Origin of the sequence: Curtobacterium sp. 179-B 9B NHS (genome assembly GCF_045370965.1) — a bacterium.
In the GTDB taxonomy this organism is placed as follows: Bacteria; Actinomycetota; Actinomycetes; order Actinomycetales; family Microbacteriaceae; genus Curtobacterium.
Genome location: NZ_JBIQDQ010000005.1, coordinates 112,663 through 129,762, shown reverse-complemented (window position 1 = coordinate 129,762; position 17,100 = coordinate 112,663). Strand labels below are relative to the sequence as shown.

Below are 17,100 nucleotides of genomic sequence, written 5' to 3'. Positions count from 1 at the left end.
ACTCCTCCCCTCCCGCGCTTCTGCGCGAGACGCACCCGTTGCGTCGAGACGCCGCCGAATCCGGCGGCGTCTCGGCGATCCGGGGGCGTTTCACGTTGACGGTGGCGTCTCGCTCGCTCCTGCACCGAGGGTGACGGCCGGGAGGCCCTCCACAACGCACGCTGTCGCCGCTCTTCCGCCACGTGGTCACGCGAGACTGCCGCGCATGTCAGTCACGCCGTCTCCCGTCCTCGCCGGTCGTCCGGCGGACCTCCGCGACCCGGTGCGCCTGTTCCACGGCGCGGCGGTCGAGCGCGAGGCGTGGGACGGTCTGGACGAACGTGGACGCCGGCGACTCGTGGTGCGCACCCGGGCCGCGGCGCTGCACCGTCCAGCGGTCGTCTCGCACCGGTCCGCCGGGGCGCTGTGGGGCTTCCCCGAACTCGGGCGCTGGGACTGGCGCCTGCACGTGATCGACCCTGCGCTCCGGAAGACGCACGTCGGCCGAGGCGTCGTGCGGCACACCGGTGACCTGTCGGAGGGCGACGTCGCCGATGCAGCCGGGGTCCCGGTGACGTGCCTGCTCCGGACGGTGGTCGACATCGTGCACGTCGCACCCCTGGCACACGCGGTCCTCGTGCTCGACCACGTGCTGCACGACGGGGCCGCGTCGCTCCCGGACCTCGAGCGTGCTCTCGCGGCCCGTGCGGGGACACGTGGTTCGCGTGTGGCCCGGACGGCGCTCGAGTTCGCGGACGGCGCCGCCGAGTCCCCGGGCGAATCGGTCAGCAGGGTGGCGATGCGGGAACTCCGAGTCGCTCCAGCGGTACTGCAGCGGGAGTTCGACACCGACGCCGGACGCTTCCGGGTGGACTTCTGGTGGCCTGACGCCGGCGTCGTCGGCGAGTTCGACGGCCGGGTCAAGTACGACGACCGTGAGGCCTTGTGGACGGAGAAGCGCCGCGAGGACGCACTGCGACGGCTACCCGAGGTGAGGGGCTTCGCACGGTGGGGCATGCGCGAAGCGCTCGACCCGGGGCTCCTGGCGCCCGTGCTGCTCGCGGCGGGCCTCCCGCTCGGGCGCGGCTGGGCCGAGCGGTCGCGGTGATCGAGTCCCTCGGCGCTCCGTCGCCGAGACGCCACCGTCTGGAGGGCGTTGTGGCTCCTCGAGACGCCGGTGTCCACCCGAGACGCCGCCGAACTGCCGAGACACCGTCGGATTCGCGGGCGTCTCAGCGTGTTCAGGGCGTTTCAGCGTGTTCAGGGCGTCTCGAGCCAACGACGGCGTCCCGGGCCGCGACGGGGAGCCGCCCCCGCCGCCTACGCGCTCCGCCAGTCGTCGGAGGTGATGTGGCTGCCGCCGTGGGGGCCCATCTGGAGCATGCCGCCGTCGACGGGCAGGGACACCCCCGTGATGTACGACGATGCCGGCGACGCCAGGAACGTCACCGCGGCCGCGATCTCCCACGCGTTGCCCGGCCGGCCGAGCGGGACCCCCGGCCGGGAGATCGTGTGCGGGTCCTCGTCCTCGGCACCGGTCATCCGGGTCGCGATCTCGCCCGGCGCGACGGCGTTGGCCGTGATCCCGGACGGAGCGAGCTCGATCGCGATCGTCTTCAGGAGCCCACCGAGCCCGTGCTTCGCTGCGTCGTACGCGCTCGACCCGTACCGGGGCTGGTGCTCGTGGACGCTCGTGATGCCGATGATCCGCCCGCCGGTGCCCTGTCGGACCATGTGCCGCGCTGCTGCCTGGATCGTGACGAACGCCCCGTCGAGGTCGGTGGCGACGGTGTGCCGCCACTGCTCGAGCGTGATGTCCAGGAACGGCGCGTTGTCGCCCGTGCCCGCATCGGCGACGATCACGTCCACGCCGCCGAGCTGCGCCACGAGGCGGTCGATCACGGCGCCCGCCTGGTCGAGCTGCGTCACGTCGATCTGCTCGACGAAGGCCTGCCGTCCGGCCTGTCGGACCTCGGCGGCGGTCTCCTCGGCGCGCTCGGGCTCGGACAGGTAGGTGATGCCGACGTCCATGCCGGCGGCAGCGAGCGCCACCGCGGTGGCCTTGCCGATGCCGGACTCGGCGCCGGTGACGATCGCGCGCGTGGGACGGAAGGTGGTGGTGGAAGCTGCGTCGCTCATGGGCCGGACCGTAGGCGCGACCGCCGCAGTGCTCCCCCGGGTCCGCGCCCCCTGCACAGAACGACGCGGACGAGCCCGCGCGGGAGCGCTCCAGCCGATCCCGAACGGTCCGCACGGGCCTCGGCGAGCGCGAGGACCGTCCGGACGGACTCCTCATCAGGGGTTCCCGTGCACCTCCTCAGTTTCGTCACGGGTGTGTAACGAAACGTCCAGGTGATGATCTCGGACACACACGCGAAACACTTCGGCCCTAGTTTTCTCGGCAACCCACGTGGAGGAGACCGCGCTCGACCCGATGCGGTTGGGCCTCCGCGCAGAGAAAGGGCTCCACGGATGACCAGAACCACCCGTGCCACCACGGCACTGGCAGTGGCGGGAGCGGCAGCGCTCCTCCTCGCCGCGTGTTCCACCAGCGGCAGCGCCGAGACCACTTCCTCCGCCTCCGCCGGCGGTGCGAAGAAGGACCCGGCGGCGAGCTGCAAGGCCCCCGACACCCCCGGTACCGACGCGCTGAAGATCGGCACGATCCTCCCGCTGACGGGCACCCTGTCGTACCTCAACCCGCCCGCCGAGTCCGGCGTCGGCCTCGCGGTCGAGGACATCAACTCGGCCGGAGGCGTGCTCGACAAGGACGTCAGCATCGACCCCGCGACCGACTCGGGCGACAGCAACGACATGACCGTGTCGAGCTCGGCCGCGACGAAGCTCGTCAACGCCAAGGTGCCGGTCGTCATCGGCGCCGAGTCGTCGAGCGTCACGCTCAACGTCATCGACCAGCTGACGAGCAACTGCATCGTGCAGATCTCGCCGGCGAACACCGCGACCGACCTGTCCGGGTACTCGTCGCACTACTACCGGACCGCGCCGCCGGACTCGGTGCAGGGCTCGGCCCTCGGCCAGCTCGTCACGGGTGACGGCAACGCCAAGGTCGCGTTCCTGGTCTTCAACGACACCTACGGCACGGGTCTCCGCGACACCGTGCAGCAGGCGATCGAGGACTCGGGCGGCCAGGTCGTCTACGGCGGCAAGGGCAAGGGTCAGGAGTTCCCGCCCGGACAGACGACGTTCTCGTCCGAGGTCACCGCTGCGCTCGCCGCGAAGCCGGACGCCATCGTGGTGCTCGCCTTCGACGAGACGAAGTCGATCATCCCGGAGCTCAAGTCGCAGAACGCCGACATGTCGAAGATCTACATGTCCGACGGCAACACCGCGGACTACTCGAAGGACTTCGACCCGGGCACCCTCGAGGGCGCGCAGGGCACCATCCCCGGCGCCAGCCCGAAGGACGAGCTGAAGCAGCGCCTGTCGGACTTCTACAAGCAGTCCTCGGGCAAGGAGCTGGCTGACTACTCGTACGCTGCCGAGTCCTACGACGCCACGACCCTCGCTGCGCTGGCCGCGGTGAAGGGCAAGGGCACCGACTCGGGCACCATCCAGGCCAACATGGCCGCGGTGTCCGGTGCGGACGGCGGCACGAAGTGCGAGACGTTCAAGGCGTGCAAGGACCTGCTCGACAAGGGTGAGGACATCCAGTACACCGGCCCGTCCGGCATCGGTCCGTTCGACAGCAAGAACGACCCGTCGAGCGCCTACATCGGCATCTACAAGTTCGACGGCGACAACAAGCCCGTGTACCAGACCGCCATCCAGGGCTCGGTCTCGAAGTAACACGCAGCACGCGACGTCGGCCCCGGACCTCATGCAGGTCCGGGGCCGACGTCGTCCCCGCGAGACTCGCGTCCGCGGACAGTTCCGCGGGCGCGGGCCTGCGGAACTGTCCGCATGGCCGAGCCTCGGCACAGCGCTCCGAACCGCGCGCGGGCACCGGGGGGCGGACGGGAGGCGCGGCTCGCGCCCGTCAGGCCGGCTCGGCCGCCGCAGGGGCGAGCGTCCGCCGCCGCGCGGCCCGGGCCGCCACGAAGCTGTCGACCGTCAGGACCACGAGCGCGACCCAGACGATCCCGAAGCCGATCCACCGCGCGGGCGGCATCGCCTCGTGCTGCACGACCACGCCGACCAGGAGCTGCATCACCGGCGCGAGGTACTGCGTCAGGCCGAGCGTCGACAGGGACACCCGCCGGGCGGACGACGCGAAGAGCAGCAGCGGCACCGCGGTCGCGGGCCCGGTGAGCACCGTGACGAGGACGTGCGGCCACCCCTCGCTCGTGAACGTCACCCCGCCGCCGAGACCCGTGACGCCGAGCACGACGAGCGCCCCCACGGCGATCGGGACCAGCCAGACGGTCTCGATCGTCAGGCCACTCAGCGCGTCGACGGTGCCCCCGACCCGCTTCTTCACCAGGCCGTAGCACCCGAACGAGAACGCCAGCGCGAGCGAGATCCACGGCACCTGCCCGTAGCCGACCGCGATGACGACGACCGCGACGACGCTGATGCCGACGGCCACCCACTGCGCCGCACGCAGGCGCTCGCGGAGCACGACCACGCCGAGGGCGATCGTGACGAGCGGGTTGATGAAGTACCCGAGCGCCGCCTCGACCGTGTGGCCCGTCGTCGTCGCGGCGACGTACACGGTCCAGTTCACCAGGATGAGCACGGCCGCGAGTCCCATCACGAGCATCACCCGGCGCTGGGCGAGCAGGGAGCGGGTGCGCAGCCACGACCGGGTGACGGCGATCGCCACCGCGCAGAAGACCAGGCCGAAGACGATCCGCCAGGCGACGATCTCGAACGCGCCGGCGGGGGCCATCGCGGCGAAGAGCAGGGGCATCAGGCCCCAGAGTCCGTACGCGACGATCGCCTGCACGACGCCGACGGATGCCTCGCTGCGTGCCGGACGAGCCGGGGTCGCTCCACTCACGGAACCATCCTAGGAAGGGGCGCGGACGCTGCGGGCGGACAGCGCGCCTCCAGGCCGACCACCGGGACGGGCCGGGAGCGCCGCAGCGACACGCGCCCGGACGCACGAACGCCCCGCCGGCTGCGAGCCGGACGGGGCGTTCGTGACGAGAGCTGCTGGTCTCAGTGCTCGATGACCGCGAGGACGTCGCGCGCCGAGAGGACGAGCAGGTCCTCGCCGGAGTACTTGACCTCGGTGCCGCCGTACTTCGAGTAGATGACCTTGTCGCCGACGGCGACGTCGAGCGGCACGCGGTTGCCGTTGTCGTCGATGCGACCCGGACCCACGGCGACGACCTCGCCCTCCTGGGGCTTCTCCTTCGCGGTGTCCGGGATGACGAGACCGGAAGCGGTGGTCTGCTCCGCCTCGACCTGGCGGATGACGATGCGATCCTCGAGCGGCTTGATGGTGACGGCCACGGTGACCTCTTCTTTCTCGGTACTGACTCGGTACAGATGGGAACCGGTTGGCACTACGCACAGGAGAGTGCCAACCACAACTCTAGGGACAGTCTGGCACTCGGTCAATCCGAGTGCCAGCACGTGTCGGGCCTCCCCGGCGACCTGGGAGGATCGACGGGTGGAAGCCGCCGACCTCGCCCAGCTGCTGACCCCCGAGGGGATGGCCCTGCTCGACCGTACCCCCGGCGTCTCGGACGGGGGCGAGATCGTCCGGGTGGTCTCCCGGCTCCGTGGCGAGGGACACGACCCGGGGCTCGTGGCAGCCGTGCTGACCCAGGCGAAGCTCCGCCAGAAGGCCCGCGCGAAGTTCGGGGACTTCGCCGCGCGGATGCTCTTCACCGAGGCCGGCCTCGAACAGGCCACCCGACTGCAGGTCGCCGCGCAGCACGCCGGTCGCTTCGCCGCCGCCGGTCTGACCCGGGTCGCGGACCTCGGCTGCGGGATCGGTGGCGACGCCATGGCGATGGCCGCGCTCGACCTCGACGTCACCGCCGTCGACCGCGACGAGGTGACCGCGGCGGTCGCGACGCACAACCTCGCGCTCTGGCCGAACGCCCGGGTCGAGCTCGGCGACGCGGCCGCCTTCGACCTGTCCCGGGTCGACGGCGTCTGGATGGACCCCGCGCGACGCACGGCCGGGCACGCGAACACGAGGCGCCTGGCCGACCCGGACGACTGGTCGCCGTCGCTCGACACCGTGTTCGCCGCCGCGACGACGACCCCGACGGGCGTGAAGCTCGGCCCGGGCATCGACCGCGACCTGATCCCGGACACGCTCGAGGCGCAGTGGGTGTCCGTCGACCGCGAGGTCGTCGAGCTCGTTCTGTGGTCCGGGCCCCTCGCCCGTGACGGTGTCCGGCGCGCGGCCACCGTCATCGGCGGTCACGGCATCGCCGAGCTCACCGGCCCGGCGGACGCCGAGGACGTCGAGGTCGGTCCCGTCGGCGCCTACCTGTACGAGCCGGACGGCGCCGTCATCCGTGGGCGGTTGATCGGTGACCTGGCGCGGTCCATCGGAGGCCGGATGCTCTCCGAGGGCATCGCGTACGTCACGTCGGACCGTGCCGTGACGACGCCGTTCGCGCAGGGGTTCCGGGTGCTGGACACGATGCCCCTCGACGTGAAGCAGCTGTCGGCACGCCTGGCGGCGGAGGACGTCGGCACCGTCGAGATCAAGAAGCGCGGCGTCGACGTCGACCCGGCGCAGTTCCGGAAGCGGTTGCGGCTGCGGGGGCGGCGGTCGGTGACGCTCGTGCTCACCCGTCTGGAGGGACGGCACACCGCGCTCCTGTGCGAGCGCCTCACCGACGTGGCCGGCTCGGCCGCGGGGCGGTAGCGGGGCGGTAGCGGGGCACGAGGCTGCGCGGGCGGTCGGCGCGAGGCGCTCTCGCTGTCGCTGTCGCTGTCGCTGTCGTGTTCACGTCCGCGGCAGCGACAGACCCCCGCCGAACATCGGCGGGGGTCTGTCGATCTCGCGGAACGGAGCCGTGCAGCGCGGCGCGGGTCAGCGGATGAAGGCGCCCGAGTCGTAGCCGTACGGGTCGGAGGACGAGTGGCTCGACGCGATCGCGATGATGAAGATCACCGCGAAGAGCACGTAGAGCCCGGTCAGCACCCACCCGCCGATGACCCCGGCGAGGGCCAGTCCACGGCCACCCTCACCCGTCTGCTTGATCTTCCCGAGGGCGATGTGCCCCATGATCGCGCCGGCGGGGCTCGTGAGGATCACGATCGGCCAGATGACGACCCCGGCGAACGCGAACACGATCGACAGGATCGCCAGGGTGTTCGTCTTCGGGCGCTGGGCGTACGGCTGGTACCCGCTCGTGGCGTACGGCGACGCGTAGGGGTTCCCGCCCTGCTGCGGCGCGTAGGGGTTCTGCTGGGGGCTCGAGGCCGCGTACGGGTTGCCCTGGTGCGACTGCTGCGCGTACGGGTTGCCCTGCTGCGACTGCTGCGCGTACGGGTTGCCCTGCTGGGACTGCTGCGCGTAGGGGTTGCCCTGCTGCGACTGCGGTGCGTACGGGTTGTGCTGGGGCCCCGAGGCCGCGTGCGGGTTGCCCTGCTGGGACTGCTGCGCGTACGGGTTGCCCGACGGCTGCTGGCCCTGACCGTACGGGGCGCCCGACGCCTGCTGGCCCTGGCCGTACGGGGTGCCCTGCGACGGCTGCGCGGAGGGGTTCGCGGGCTGCTGGCTGCCCGACTGCCCGTCCTGCTGCTGCCGGCCGTCGTCTCCCCCGCTCGACTCGCCCGGCTTCGGCCACTGGTTCTGATCGGACACCGTCCACCCCTCCCGGCACCCGGTCGGTCGGTGCCTGCTGAGCATCCTCCCACACGGGCCGGGAGCCGGTTCAGGCGTCGGCGTGCGCCACCCGGCCGCGCGACTCAGACCTGGACGGTCGTCACCGGCAGCGTGGAGTCCGCCGCGATGCCGAGGTCGCTCGGCGCGTGCCCCTCTGCCACCAGGCGCGCACCGACCGCGGCGATCATGGCCCCGTTGTCGGTGCAGAGGTCGAACGGTGGGATCCGCAGCGCGACCCCGGCGGCAGCGCAGCGTTCCTCGGCGACGGCGCGCAACCGTGCGTTCGCGACGACCCCACCCCCGAGCAGCAGGCGGTCGACACCGGTGTCCCGGCACGCGGCGAGCGCCTTCGTGAGGAGCACGTCGACGACGGCCTCGCGGAACGACGCCGCGACGTCGGCGACGGGGACCTCGCGGCCCTCGTCCCGGCACTTCTCGACCCACCGCGCGACGGCGGTCTTCAGCCCGGAGAACGAGAAGTCGTACCGGTGCTGCGCCATGTCCTTCGGCAGCGTCAGGCCGCGCGGGAACCGGATCGCGGTCGGGTCGCCCTCCGCTGCCGCCCGGTCGATCTGCGGCCCGCCCGGGTAGGGCAGTCCGAGCAGGCGTGCGACCTTGTCGAACGCCTCGCCGGCCGCGTCGTCGATCGTCTCGCCGAGCAGTTCGACGTCGCCGACCAGGTCCCGCACGAGCAGCAGCGACGTGTGGCCGCCGGACACGAGCAGCGCCACGGTCGGCAGCTCGATCGCGCTGCCGTCCGCACGCAGGACGTCCGCACCGACGTGCCCGACCAGGTGGTTCACGCCGTACAGCGGCTTGCCCGTCGCGACCGCCAGTGCCTTGGCTGCGCCCACCCCGACCATCAGGGCACCGGCGAGCCCCGGGCCGGCGGTCACGGCGACGGCGTCGAGCTCGTCGAGCGTGACACCCGCGCGGTCGAGGGCCTCGTGCAGGGTCGGGGTCATGGCCTCGAGGTGCGCCCGTGCGGCCACCTCGGGCACGACGCCGCCGTAGCGGGCGTGCTCGTCCATGCTCGACGCGATGACGTTGGCGAGCAGGGTGGTCCCGCGGACGATGCCCACGCCGGTCTCGTCACAGCTCGTCTCGATGCCGAGCACCAGGGGTTCAGTCGCGCTCACCGAGGGTCTCCTGTCCGATCGGTCCGACACCGGTGGACGCACCGGGGGTGACGGGGAGCTCCGCCCGCATCACCCACGCGTCGACACCGTCGGGCTGGTAGTAGCGGGGCCGCACGGCGATGCGCTCGAACCCGGCAGCGGTGTACATCGCCTGCGCCACGGGGTTGTCGGCGCGCACCTCGAGGAACACCTCGTGCACCTCACGCCGTCGGGCCTCGTCGAGGAGCTCCGTGAAGAGCACCTTCCCGATGCCCCGGCCCCGCTGCTCGGCAGCGACCGCGATGGTCTGCACGTCGGCGACGGGGTTGCCCGCGAGCGAGGACAGCCCGGCGTAGCCGACGACCGTCGGGGCGCCGTCCTCGGTCGTCTCGACCACGACGTAGTACCCGTGCGGGGACCACAGCTCCCCCGCCATCTGCGACGAGGTCCAGGCGTCCGTCGGGAACGACGTGTGCTCGAGGAACATGACGTCGTCGAGGTCCTGCGGGACCGCGCGGCGCAGCCGCAGGCCGGCGGGCAGTCCGGTCACCGGACGACCCGCTTCGGGGCCCCCGGCACGGTGACGTCGGGGTCACGCAGGTAGAGGGGGGTGTCGTCGGCGAAGGGCGCGCCGGAGGCGAGCCGGTCTGCTGCCAGCGACCCGAGCCTCCCGGCCGGGACGGTCGTGACGGTCTCGCGGGGCCAGTCGACGGCCTCCGGACGGGAGGCGCGGATCGCCTCGTCCAGGTCCGCCGGCTTCGCGAGTCCGGGACCGGCGACCCGCGTGCCGGTCTCGTCGTGGGCGCTCCAGTAGACCTCGCGGCGGCGCGCGTCCGTCAGGACGACGACGGGGTGCCGCTGCAGGTCGGCCGCGATCGCGTCGTGGCTGACGAGCGGGAGGAGGGGGACGCCGCGGGCGGCGGCGAAGGTGCGCGCGGCGGCGATCCCGACGCGCAGGCCGGTGAAGGGGCCGGGGCCCGTGCCGGCGACCACCCCGGTGACGTCGGCACCGGTGACGTCGGCCTCGGCGAGCACCTCGGCGAGGAACGGGCCGATCACCTCGGCGTGCCGGCGGGAGTCGTCGGTGCTGCGCTCGGCGAGCACACGACCGCTGGCCGGGTCGACGACGGCGACCGAGGTGCCGGCGGACGTGTCGATGGCGAGGAGCACGCGTCCATCGTAGGCGCGATCGGGACGGCGGACGGTGGCGTAGTGTCCGGTGATGTTCCACCAGCACGAGGGAGGTCACCGATGCCCTGGACACCGCGCACGGCAGCGCACCGCGATCCCGAGCAGTGGCGCCGTCGGGGCCTGCTGCCGCCCGCGGACGTCGACGCGCTCGTGCACGCCCGACTCGGGTGGTTGCCGGTCGACGACCCGGCCTACGCCGACTTCTTCATCGACCCGACCACCTCGGTGCGGTCGGGCTGACCCGGCGATCCGTCAGAGCGTGACGTCCGCCCAGCGCGGCCCGGTCGCGGTGACGATCACCCGTCGGGGCTCGTCGGGAACGTCGTCGGGGTCGAGGTCGTCGGCGTCGCCGTCGGGCGCGTCCGCTCCCGTCGCACGGACGATCTCCACGTCGAGGATGCTGTCCGCGATGCCGTCGACGAAGCCCCGGCCCCACTCGACCACCACGACCGAGGCGTCCCAGTCGAGGTCGAGGTCGTCGAGCTCCACGGGGTCGCTCAACCGGTAGGCGTCGACGTGGACCAGGTCCGGGCCGGTCGTCGTCGGGTGGGTCCGGGCGAGGACGAAGGTGGGGCTCGACACCTGCCCCCGCGCGCCGAGCGCGGCCCCGAGGCCACGCGTGAGCGTCGTCTTGCCCGCACCGAGCGGCCCGGTCAGCACGACGAGGTCGCCGGCACGCAGGACACGTGCGAGCCGCGCACCGAGCACACCCATCTCGTCGGTCGTCGACACCGTCGTGTCGAGCAGCACCCGGGCGTCCGTCACGGCTGCTCCCGCAGGTAGTCGCCGACCCGGCCCTCGACCTGGTGCCCGACGACCTCGCGCGGGACGCGGGCCCCGATCCGGCAGGTCACCTCTTCCCCGATGGTGCCGAGCGCCTCGCCCCACTCGAGGACGGTCATCTCGCCGTGCTCCCCCGTGCCGAACAGCACGACCTCGTCGCCGACGCGGACCTCGTCGTCGCCGACGTCGACCAGGAACTGGTCCATCGCGACGCGACCGGCGACCGGGTACCGCTTCCCGCCGATCGTCACCTCGACGCGGCCCTGCGCACGACGCGGCACCCCGTCCGCGTAGCCCACGGGCACGAGCGCCAGGGTGGTCTCCGACGTGGTGCGGTACGTGTAGTCGTAGGAGACGCCGGTGTCGACCGGGACCCGCTTCGTCTTCGCGACCGAGGCCGTGAGCGTCATCACCGGCTCGAGCCCGAGGTCGGCGGCGGACACGCCCTCGGCACCCGGGATGCCGAGCAGGTTCGCGCCCATCCGCACCATGTCCTTGCGGAACTCCTTCCGCTCGAGCCCGGCGAGCGAGGCCGCGACGTGCTCCATCGGCAGGTCGAGCCCGAGGTCCTCCGCGGTCTCGACGGCCCGGTCGAACACGGCGACCGCGGCGCTGTCGTCGTCGTCCGACGACTCCGCGAGGTGCGTGTACGCCGCGACGACCTCGATCCGGCCGGCGCGCTGCGCGTCGACCGCGAGTGCCACCAGCTCCGGCCAGGCGTCCGCGGTCGCGCCGTCGCGGTGCAGGCCGGAGTCGACGCCGAGGTGGACCCGTGCCGGGCGCTGGTCGACGGCGTCGACGACCCGCTGCAGCTCGGCGACGTTCGAGACGCCGAGGTCGATCGCCGAGTCGACGGCGTCGCGGAAGTCGAGCGCCGGGTCGTGCTGCCAGGTGAACAGGTGCACGTCCTCGCCGACGCCGATCGCCCGGAGGCGCAGCGCGGCCGGCACGGTCAGCACGCCGATCCAGCGGATGCCGGCGTCGACGGCCGCGAGCGCGATCGGCTCGAGACCGTGCCCGTAGGCGTCGGCCTTCATGATCGCCATGACCTCGACCGGGTGCATCCACTCGCGCACGAGGTCGAGGTTCGACCGGTAGGCGTCGAGGTCGATCCGGGCCCGACGAAGGGGGGCGTTCACGTCGTCCTCCGTTCCACGCTGCGGCCGACCCTGGCGACCACCTCGTAGTTGATGGTGTCGATCGCCGCCGCCCAGTCCTCGACCGCGGGGTCGCCGTCCGCCGGGTCGCCCCAGAGCACGACCTCGTCGCCCACCCGGACGTCGGCGTCGCCGATGTCGATGTGCATGGCGTTCATCGCGACGCGGCCGACGACGGGGAACTCCCGGTCACCGATGCGCACCGACACCCGGTTGCCGAGGTCGCGGTCGAAGCCGTCGGCGTACCCGAGGCCGATCACCGCGAGCCGGGTGTCCGTCGCTGCACGCCAGGTGTAGCCGTAGCTGACGCCGTCGCCCGCGGCCACCGGGACGGTCCGCAGCACCGCGGCGGTCACGCGCATCGCCGGCCGGAGCCCGAGGTCGGCCGAGGTGCGGTCGGCGAAGGGGCTGAGCCCGTAGAGCGCGAGCCCGACCCGTGCGGCGTCGTGGCGCGTCTCCGGCACCGCGATGCCCGCGGCGCTCGCGGCGAGGTGCACGATGTCCGGCACGATGCCGTTCGCCGCCAGGCCGTCGAGCGCCCGCTGGAGTGCGGCGTCCTGGTCGAGGTCGTCGGCACGCGACGCGTTCGACAGGTGCGACATGAGCCCCTCGACGCGGGTGCGCCCGCCGGCCCGGGCGATCCGCCCGGCGGTGTCGAAGAGCTCGGCCCACTCGGACTCGACCGCGCCGTTCCGGCTCAGCCCGGTGTCGACGCAGACGTGCACCGCGGGCACCTCGGAGTCGGCCGCGGCCGCGAGCTGGGACACGCTCGACACCGCCGGGGTGACGTCGTACTGCGCGGCGCGGCGGAAGTCCTCGTCCGGGGCGTGCAGCCACGCCAGGATCCGGACGCCCTCGTCGATGCCGGCGCGGCGGAGCGCGATGCCCTCCTCGACGTCGGCGACCCCGAGCCACTCGGCACCGGCGTCGACGAACGCCCGTGCGGCGTCGACCGCACCGTGCCCGTACGCGTTCGCCTTGACGACCGCGATGACACCCGCCGGCGCCACCTGCTCGGACACCGTGGCGTAGTTCGCGATGAGGGCCTCGCGGTCGACCGTGATCCCCGTGAACGCGCTCATGCGCCCCCTCCTTCGATGACGACGAACGCCGTCGCGATCCCGCCGTCGTGCGACAGCGACAGGTGGACGTCCGTCACACCCCGGTCCGCCGCCACCCGACGAGCGCCCTCGTGCAGCGTGAGCGACGGGTTCCGCTGGTCGTCCGACACGACCTCGAGGTCCTGCCAGCTGAGCCCGGCACTGGACCCGAACGCCTTGATGAGTGCTTCCTTCGCCGCGAACCGGGCCGCGAGCGACGACACCGGTCGGGGCTCCCCGTCGCGCAGCTGCTCGGCCGGGGTGAACAGCCGCGTCCGGAGCGCCGGGGTGCGTTCGAGCACACCCCGGAACCGCTCCGTGTCGACGACGTCGACCCCGATGCCGATGATCACGACGCGGGCCTACTCGACGGTGACCGACTTCGCCAGGTTGCGCGGCTGGTCGACGTCGAGCCCCTTGGCGGCGGCGAGCTCCATGCCGAACATGTGCAGCGGCGCGACGGCCAGCAGCGGCTCGAACAGCGGCGTGGCGAGCGGGATGCGCAGGACCTCGTCGGCGAAGGGCAGCACGGCGGCGTCTCCTTCTTCGGCGATGGCGATCACCCGGGCGCCGCGGGCGCGGATCTCCTGGATGTTCGAGACGACCTTCGGGTGCAGCGAGCGCGGGTCGCGCGGCGACGGCACGATCACGAAGACGATCTGCCCCGGCTCGATGAGTGCGATCGGGCCGTGCTTGAGCTCGCCGGCGGCGAAGCCCTCTGCGTGGATGTACGCGAGCTCCTTGAGCTTGAGGGCCCCCTCGAGCGCGATCGGGTACCCGACGTGGCGGCCGAGGAACAGCACGCTCCGGGTGTCCGCCATCCACTTCGCCAGCTCGGCGACACCGGACGCGTCGTCGATGGTCTGCTGGAGCTTCGGTGCGAGGCCCTCGAGCTCGCTGACCTGCTCGGCGATCTGCTCGGCCGTGAGCGTGCCCTTGAGCGTGGCCAGGTGCAGCCCGAGCAGGTACAGCGCGACGCCCTGGGCGATGAAGGCCTTGGTCGACGCGACGGCGACCTCGGGGCCGGCGTGCGTGTAGATCACCGCGTCGGACTCGCGCGGGATGGTGGCGCCCTGCGTGTTGCAGATCGAGAGCACCTGCGCACCCTGCTCGCGGGCGTACTTGACGGCCATGAGCGTGTCCATGGTCTCGCCCGACTGGCTGATCGAGACGACGAGGGTGCGGTCGCTCAGCACCGGGTCGCGGTAGCGGAACTCGTGGGCGAGCTCGACCTCGACGGGGACGCGTGCCCACTGCTCGATGGCGTACTTGCCGAGGATGCCGGCGTACGCCGCCGTGCCGCACGCGATCACGATGACACGGTCGACCTGCTGCAGCCGATCGGCGATCGGGTCGAGGTCGGTCAGCGTCACGGCACCGTCGTGCACGCGACCGAGGATCGTCTTGGCGACGGCCTCGGGCTCCTCGCTGATCTCCTTGGCCATGAAGGAGCTCCAGCCGCCCTTGTCCGCGGCGGAGGCGTCCCAGCTGACCTCGAACTCCTCGGGGGTCGCCGGCGAGCCGTCGAAGTGCACGACCTCGACGCCGTCGGGACGGATCGTCGCGATCTCGTCCTGGCCGATCGCGAGGGCGCGCTGCGTGTAGGCGACGAAGGCCGCGACGTCGGAGCCCATGAAGTTCTCGCCGTCACCGAGGCCCACGACGAGCGGCGAGTTGCGGCGCGCACCGACGACGACGCCCGGCTGGTCGGCGTGCACGACGAGGAGCGTGAAGGCACCCTCGAGCCGCCGCACGACCTGCTGCATGGCGGCGGTCAGGTCCCCGGTCTCGCGGAACGCACGACCGACGAGGTGCGCGGCGACCTCGGAGTCGGTCTCGCTGGTGAACTCGACGCCCTCGGCGACGAGCTCCTGCTTCAGCTCGGAGAAGTTCTCGATGATGCCGTTGTGGATGAGCGCGAGCTTGCCGCCGTCCGCCAGGTGCGGGTGGGCGTTGCCGTCGGTCGGGCCGCCGTGGGTCGCCCAGCGGGTGTGTCCGATGCCGGTGGCACCGTCGGCGATCGGGTGCGACTCGAGCTCCTCGACCAGGGCCTGCAGCTTGCCGGCCTTCTTCGCCGAGACGAGGTCACCCGGCCGGTCGACGACGGCGATGCCCGCCGAGTCGTAGCCGCGGTACTCGAGACGACGGAGACCACCGAGGAGGACCTCCTGGCTGCTCTTGCTGCCGACGTAGCCCACGATTCCACACATGCGCACGATCCTACGGTCTGGCTGGAGATCAACCCTGCAAGTCCGCAGGAGTGGGGATACCGTTCGGGACATGGGACGCTTCGACGACATCGAGATCACCACGCTGCACGGGGAGCACACCACCTTCGCGCAGTTCTCGGACCGGGCCGTCCTCGTCGTGAACGTCGCCTCGCGCTGCGGACTCGCGCCGCAGTACGAGCAGCTCGAGGCCCTGCAGCAGACGTACGGCGACCGCGGCTTCACGGTCCTCGGTTTCCCGAGCAACCAGTTCCTGCAGGAACTCGGCTCGTCGGAGGCGATCGACGAGTACTGCTCCACCACCTGGGGCGTGACCTTCCCGATGTCCGAGAAGGTGAAGGTGAACGGCAGGGGCGCCCACCCGCTCTACCAGGCGCTCAAGGAGACGCCCGACGCCTCCGGCAAGGCCGGCCGGGTGAGCTGGAACTTCGAGAAGTTCCTCGTCGCCCCTGACGGCTCCGTCACGCGCTTCCGTCCGACCACGAAGCCGGACGCCCCCGAGGTCGTCGCCGCCATCGAGGCGGCCCTGCCGGCCTGACGGTCACCGTCCGCACGACGGGTCGCGTCCTGCGGACACGCACCGGGCACCGGACGGGAGGCGCGGATCACCGCAGCCGGTCCACGCACGTCCGCCGCGCCTCCCGTCTGTACGCTCGTGCCCATGCCGATCACGGAAGCCACCGTCGCGCACCCGACCCCGTTCGTGGAGATCCCGCGCGACGAGTGGTCCCAGCTCGCACCGAAGGAGCACCTGTCGCTCACCGAGACCGAGATCGTGCAGCTGCGCGGCCTCGGCGACCGGCTCGACATGCAGGAGGTCCAGGAGGTCTACCTGCCGCTCTCCCGCCTGCTGACGCTGTACGCGGCCGGCGCCAGGGACCTGCACGCCGAGACGAGCCGCTTCCTCGGTGAGCGGGCCGGCCGGACGCCCTTCGTGATCGGTGTCGCCGGATCGGTGGCGGTCGGCAAGTCGACCGTCGCGCGCCTGCTCCGCGAGCTCACGAAGCGCTGGCCGGACACCCCGCGGGTCGAACTCGTGACGACCGACGGCTTCCTGTACCCGAACGCCGAGCTCGAGCGCCGCGGGATCATGGACCGCAAGGGCTTCCCGGAGTCGTACGACCGTCGTGCGCTGCTGCGGTTCGTCAGCCAGGTGAAGAGCGGGGCGGCCGAGGTGCGTGCGCCGTTCTACTCGCACCTCGTCTACGACATCGTCCCCGACGCCGAGATCGTCGTGCGGCAGCCGGACGTCCTCATCGTCGAGGGCCTCAACGTGCTCGCGCCGCCGGTGCACGGGCGGCTCGCGCTGTCCGACCTGTTCGACTTCACGATCTACGTCGACGCGAAGACCAAGGACATCGAGTCCTGGTACGTCGACCGGTTCCTCGCCCTGCAGGAGGAGGCGTTCTCGAGCCCGGACTCGTTCTTCCACCGCTTCGCCTCGCTGTCGCGCGAGGACGCGGTCCGGACCGCGACCGAGGTCTGGCGGGCGATCAACGAGCCGAACCTGCTCGAGAACGTGCTGCCCACGCGCTCCCGGGCGACGCTCGTGCTCAAGAAGGGCGCGAACCACAAGGTCAACTCGGTGCTGCTCCGCAAGATCTGAGGCGGGGCGGTGGGCGAGGGCGCCGTGCCGCCTCGGTCGTTCCGCGGCGCGACCTGCTCGCGAACAACCGGAAGCGGGGCGCGGCCCACGGATGTGCGGGGGGGACCCCGCACGGGTGTTGTGCAGACCACCGGACGACCGGGGGGGAGGGCAGAAACCAGGGGTATAAAAAAAAA

Annotated in this window: 18 protein-coding genes; 6 read left to right on the top strand and 12 right to left on the bottom strand. The window is 72.2% G+C overall.

Annotated elements, in window-relative coordinates:
* Positions 1-205: 205 nt before the first annotated feature.
* The gene (locus ACH0A8_RS06955) at positions 206-1,087 is read left to right on the top strand and encodes a hypothetical protein (protein ID WP_406906868.1); all 882 of its coding nucleotides are present in this window, start codon (positions 206-208) and stop codon (positions 1,085-1,087) included.
* Positions 1,088-1,299: 212 nt separating this feature from the next.
* Here ACH0A8_RS06955 and ACH0A8_RS06950 read toward each other — a convergent pair whose 3' ends face one another.
* Positions 1,300-2,118: an SDR family oxidoreductase gene (locus ACH0A8_RS06950; protein WP_406906867.1), complete on the bottom strand. Its 819-nt coding sequence runs from the start codon at positions 2,116-2,118 to the stop codon at positions 1,300-1,302.
* A gap of 333 nt (positions 2,119-2,451) precedes the next feature.
* Between ACH0A8_RS06950 and ACH0A8_RS06945 the strand changes: the two genes are divergently transcribed.
* Entirely contained in the window at positions 2,452-3,786 is a 1,335-nt protein-coding gene (locus tag ACH0A8_RS06945; protein WP_066656937.1) for an ABC transporter substrate-binding protein, read from the top strand.
* A 190-nt stretch (positions 3,787-3,976) separates the two neighbouring features.
* Here the strand turns inward: ACH0A8_RS06945 and rarD are convergent, their stop codons facing one another.
* Positions 3,977-4,939, bottom strand: a complete 963-nt coding sequence (rarD, locus tag ACH0A8_RS06940) for an EamA family transporter RarD (RefSeq protein ID WP_406906866.1) — start codon at positions 4,937-4,939, stop codon at positions 3,977-3,979.
* 161 nt (positions 4,940-5,100) lie between these two features.
* Complete coding sequence (groES, locus tag ACH0A8_RS06935) at positions 5,101-5,397, bottom strand: co-chaperone GroES (RefSeq protein WP_056121496.1); 297 nt, start codon at positions 5,395-5,397, stop codon at positions 5,101-5,103.
* Between the two features lie 160 nt (positions 5,398-5,557).
* Between groES and ACH0A8_RS06930 the strand changes: the two genes are divergently transcribed.
* A complete protein-coding gene (locus ACH0A8_RS06930; RefSeq protein ID WP_066656946.1) occupies positions 5,558-6,775 on the top strand; it encodes a THUMP-like domain-containing protein in 1,218 nt (405 codons plus the stop codon).
* Positions 6,776-6,943: 168 nt separating this feature from the next.
* Here ACH0A8_RS06930 and ACH0A8_RS06925 read toward each other — a convergent pair whose 3' ends face one another.
* From ACH0A8_RS06925 to tsaB, 4 genes are all read right to left on the bottom strand, one after another.
* Complete coding sequence (locus tag ACH0A8_RS06925) at positions 6,944-7,720, bottom strand: DUF4190 domain-containing protein (protein WP_066656948.1); 777 nt, start codon at positions 7,718-7,720, stop codon at positions 6,944-6,946.
* Between the two features lie 104 nt (positions 7,721-7,824).
* On the bottom strand, positions 7,825-8,880 hold the full coding sequence (tsaD, locus tag ACH0A8_RS06920; RefSeq protein ID WP_200884118.1) for a tRNA (adenosine(37)-N6)-threonylcarbamoyltransferase complex transferase subunit TsaD: 1,056 nt from the start codon (positions 8,878-8,880) through the stop codon (positions 7,825-7,827).
* Positions 8,867-9,409, bottom strand: a complete 543-nt coding sequence (gene rimI, locus ACH0A8_RS06915; protein WP_235426394.1) for a ribosomal protein S18-alanine N-acetyltransferase — start codon at positions 9,407-9,409, stop codon at positions 8,867-8,869. Before rimI ends, tsaD begins: the two co-directional genes overlap by 14 nt.
* Positions 9,406-10,029: a tRNA (adenosine(37)-N6)-threonylcarbamoyltransferase complex dimerization subunit type 1 TsaB gene (tsaB, locus tag ACH0A8_RS06910; RefSeq protein WP_066656957.1), complete on the bottom strand. Its 624-nt coding sequence runs from the start codon at positions 10,027-10,029 to the stop codon at positions 9,406-9,408. Before tsaB ends, rimI begins: the two co-directional genes overlap by 4 nt.
* Positions 10,030-10,110: 81 nt before the next feature.
* Here tsaB and ACH0A8_RS06905 point away from each other — a divergent pair, with 81 nt between their 5' ends.
* Positions 10,111-10,290, top strand: coding sequence for a hypothetical protein (locus ACH0A8_RS06905; protein WP_066656960.1), 180 nt, complete (start codon positions 10,111-10,113; stop codon positions 10,288-10,290).
* A gap of 12 nt (positions 10,291-10,302) precedes the next feature.
* On the opposite strand, the gene tsaE is transcribed toward ACH0A8_RS06905, so the two are convergent.
* The 5 genes from tsaE to glmS are packed head-to-tail and all read right to left on the bottom strand — an operon-like array spanning position 10,303 to position 15,300.
* Positions 10,303-10,815, bottom strand: coding sequence for a tRNA (adenosine(37)-N6)-threonylcarbamoyltransferase complex ATPase subunit type 1 TsaE (gene tsaE, locus ACH0A8_RS06900; RefSeq protein ID WP_066656963.1), 513 nt, complete (start codon positions 10,813-10,815; stop codon positions 10,303-10,305).
* A complete protein-coding gene (gene alr / locus ACH0A8_RS06895) occupies positions 10,812-11,972 on the bottom strand; it encodes an alanine racemase (protein WP_066656967.1) in 1,161 nt (386 codons plus the stop codon). Before alr (ACH0A8_RS06895) ends, tsaE begins: the two co-directional genes overlap by 4 nt.
* A complete protein-coding gene (alr, locus tag ACH0A8_RS06890) occupies positions 11,969-13,072 on the bottom strand; it encodes an alanine racemase (protein WP_271826367.1) in 1,104 nt (367 codons plus the stop codon). Before alr (ACH0A8_RS06890) ends, alr (ACH0A8_RS06895) begins: the two co-directional genes overlap by 4 nt.
* A complete protein-coding gene (locus ACH0A8_RS06885; protein ID WP_209685290.1) occupies positions 13,069-13,443 on the bottom strand; it encodes a holo-ACP synthase in 375 nt (124 codons plus the stop codon). Before ACH0A8_RS06885 ends, alr (ACH0A8_RS06890) begins: the two co-directional genes overlap by 4 nt.
* 9 nt (positions 13,444-13,452) lie before the next feature.
* On the bottom strand, positions 13,453-15,300 hold the full coding sequence (gene glmS / locus ACH0A8_RS06880; RefSeq protein ID WP_406906865.1) for a glutamine--fructose-6-phosphate transaminase (isomerizing): 1,848 nt from the start codon (positions 15,298-15,300) through the stop codon (positions 13,453-13,455).
* Between the two features lie 70 nt (positions 15,301-15,370).
* On the opposite strand from glmS, the gene ACH0A8_RS06875 reads away from it, so the two are divergent.
* On the top strand, positions 15,371-15,856 hold the full coding sequence (locus tag ACH0A8_RS06875; protein WP_066656978.1) for a glutathione peroxidase: 486 nt from the start codon (positions 15,371-15,373) through the stop codon (positions 15,854-15,856).
* A gap of 123 nt (positions 15,857-15,979) precedes the next feature.
* On the top strand, positions 15,980-16,924 hold the full coding sequence (gene coaA / locus ACH0A8_RS06870) for a type I pantothenate kinase (RefSeq protein WP_066656980.1): 945 nt from the start codon (positions 15,980-15,982) through the stop codon (positions 16,922-16,924).
* Positions 16,925-17,100 lie beyond the last annotated feature (176 nt).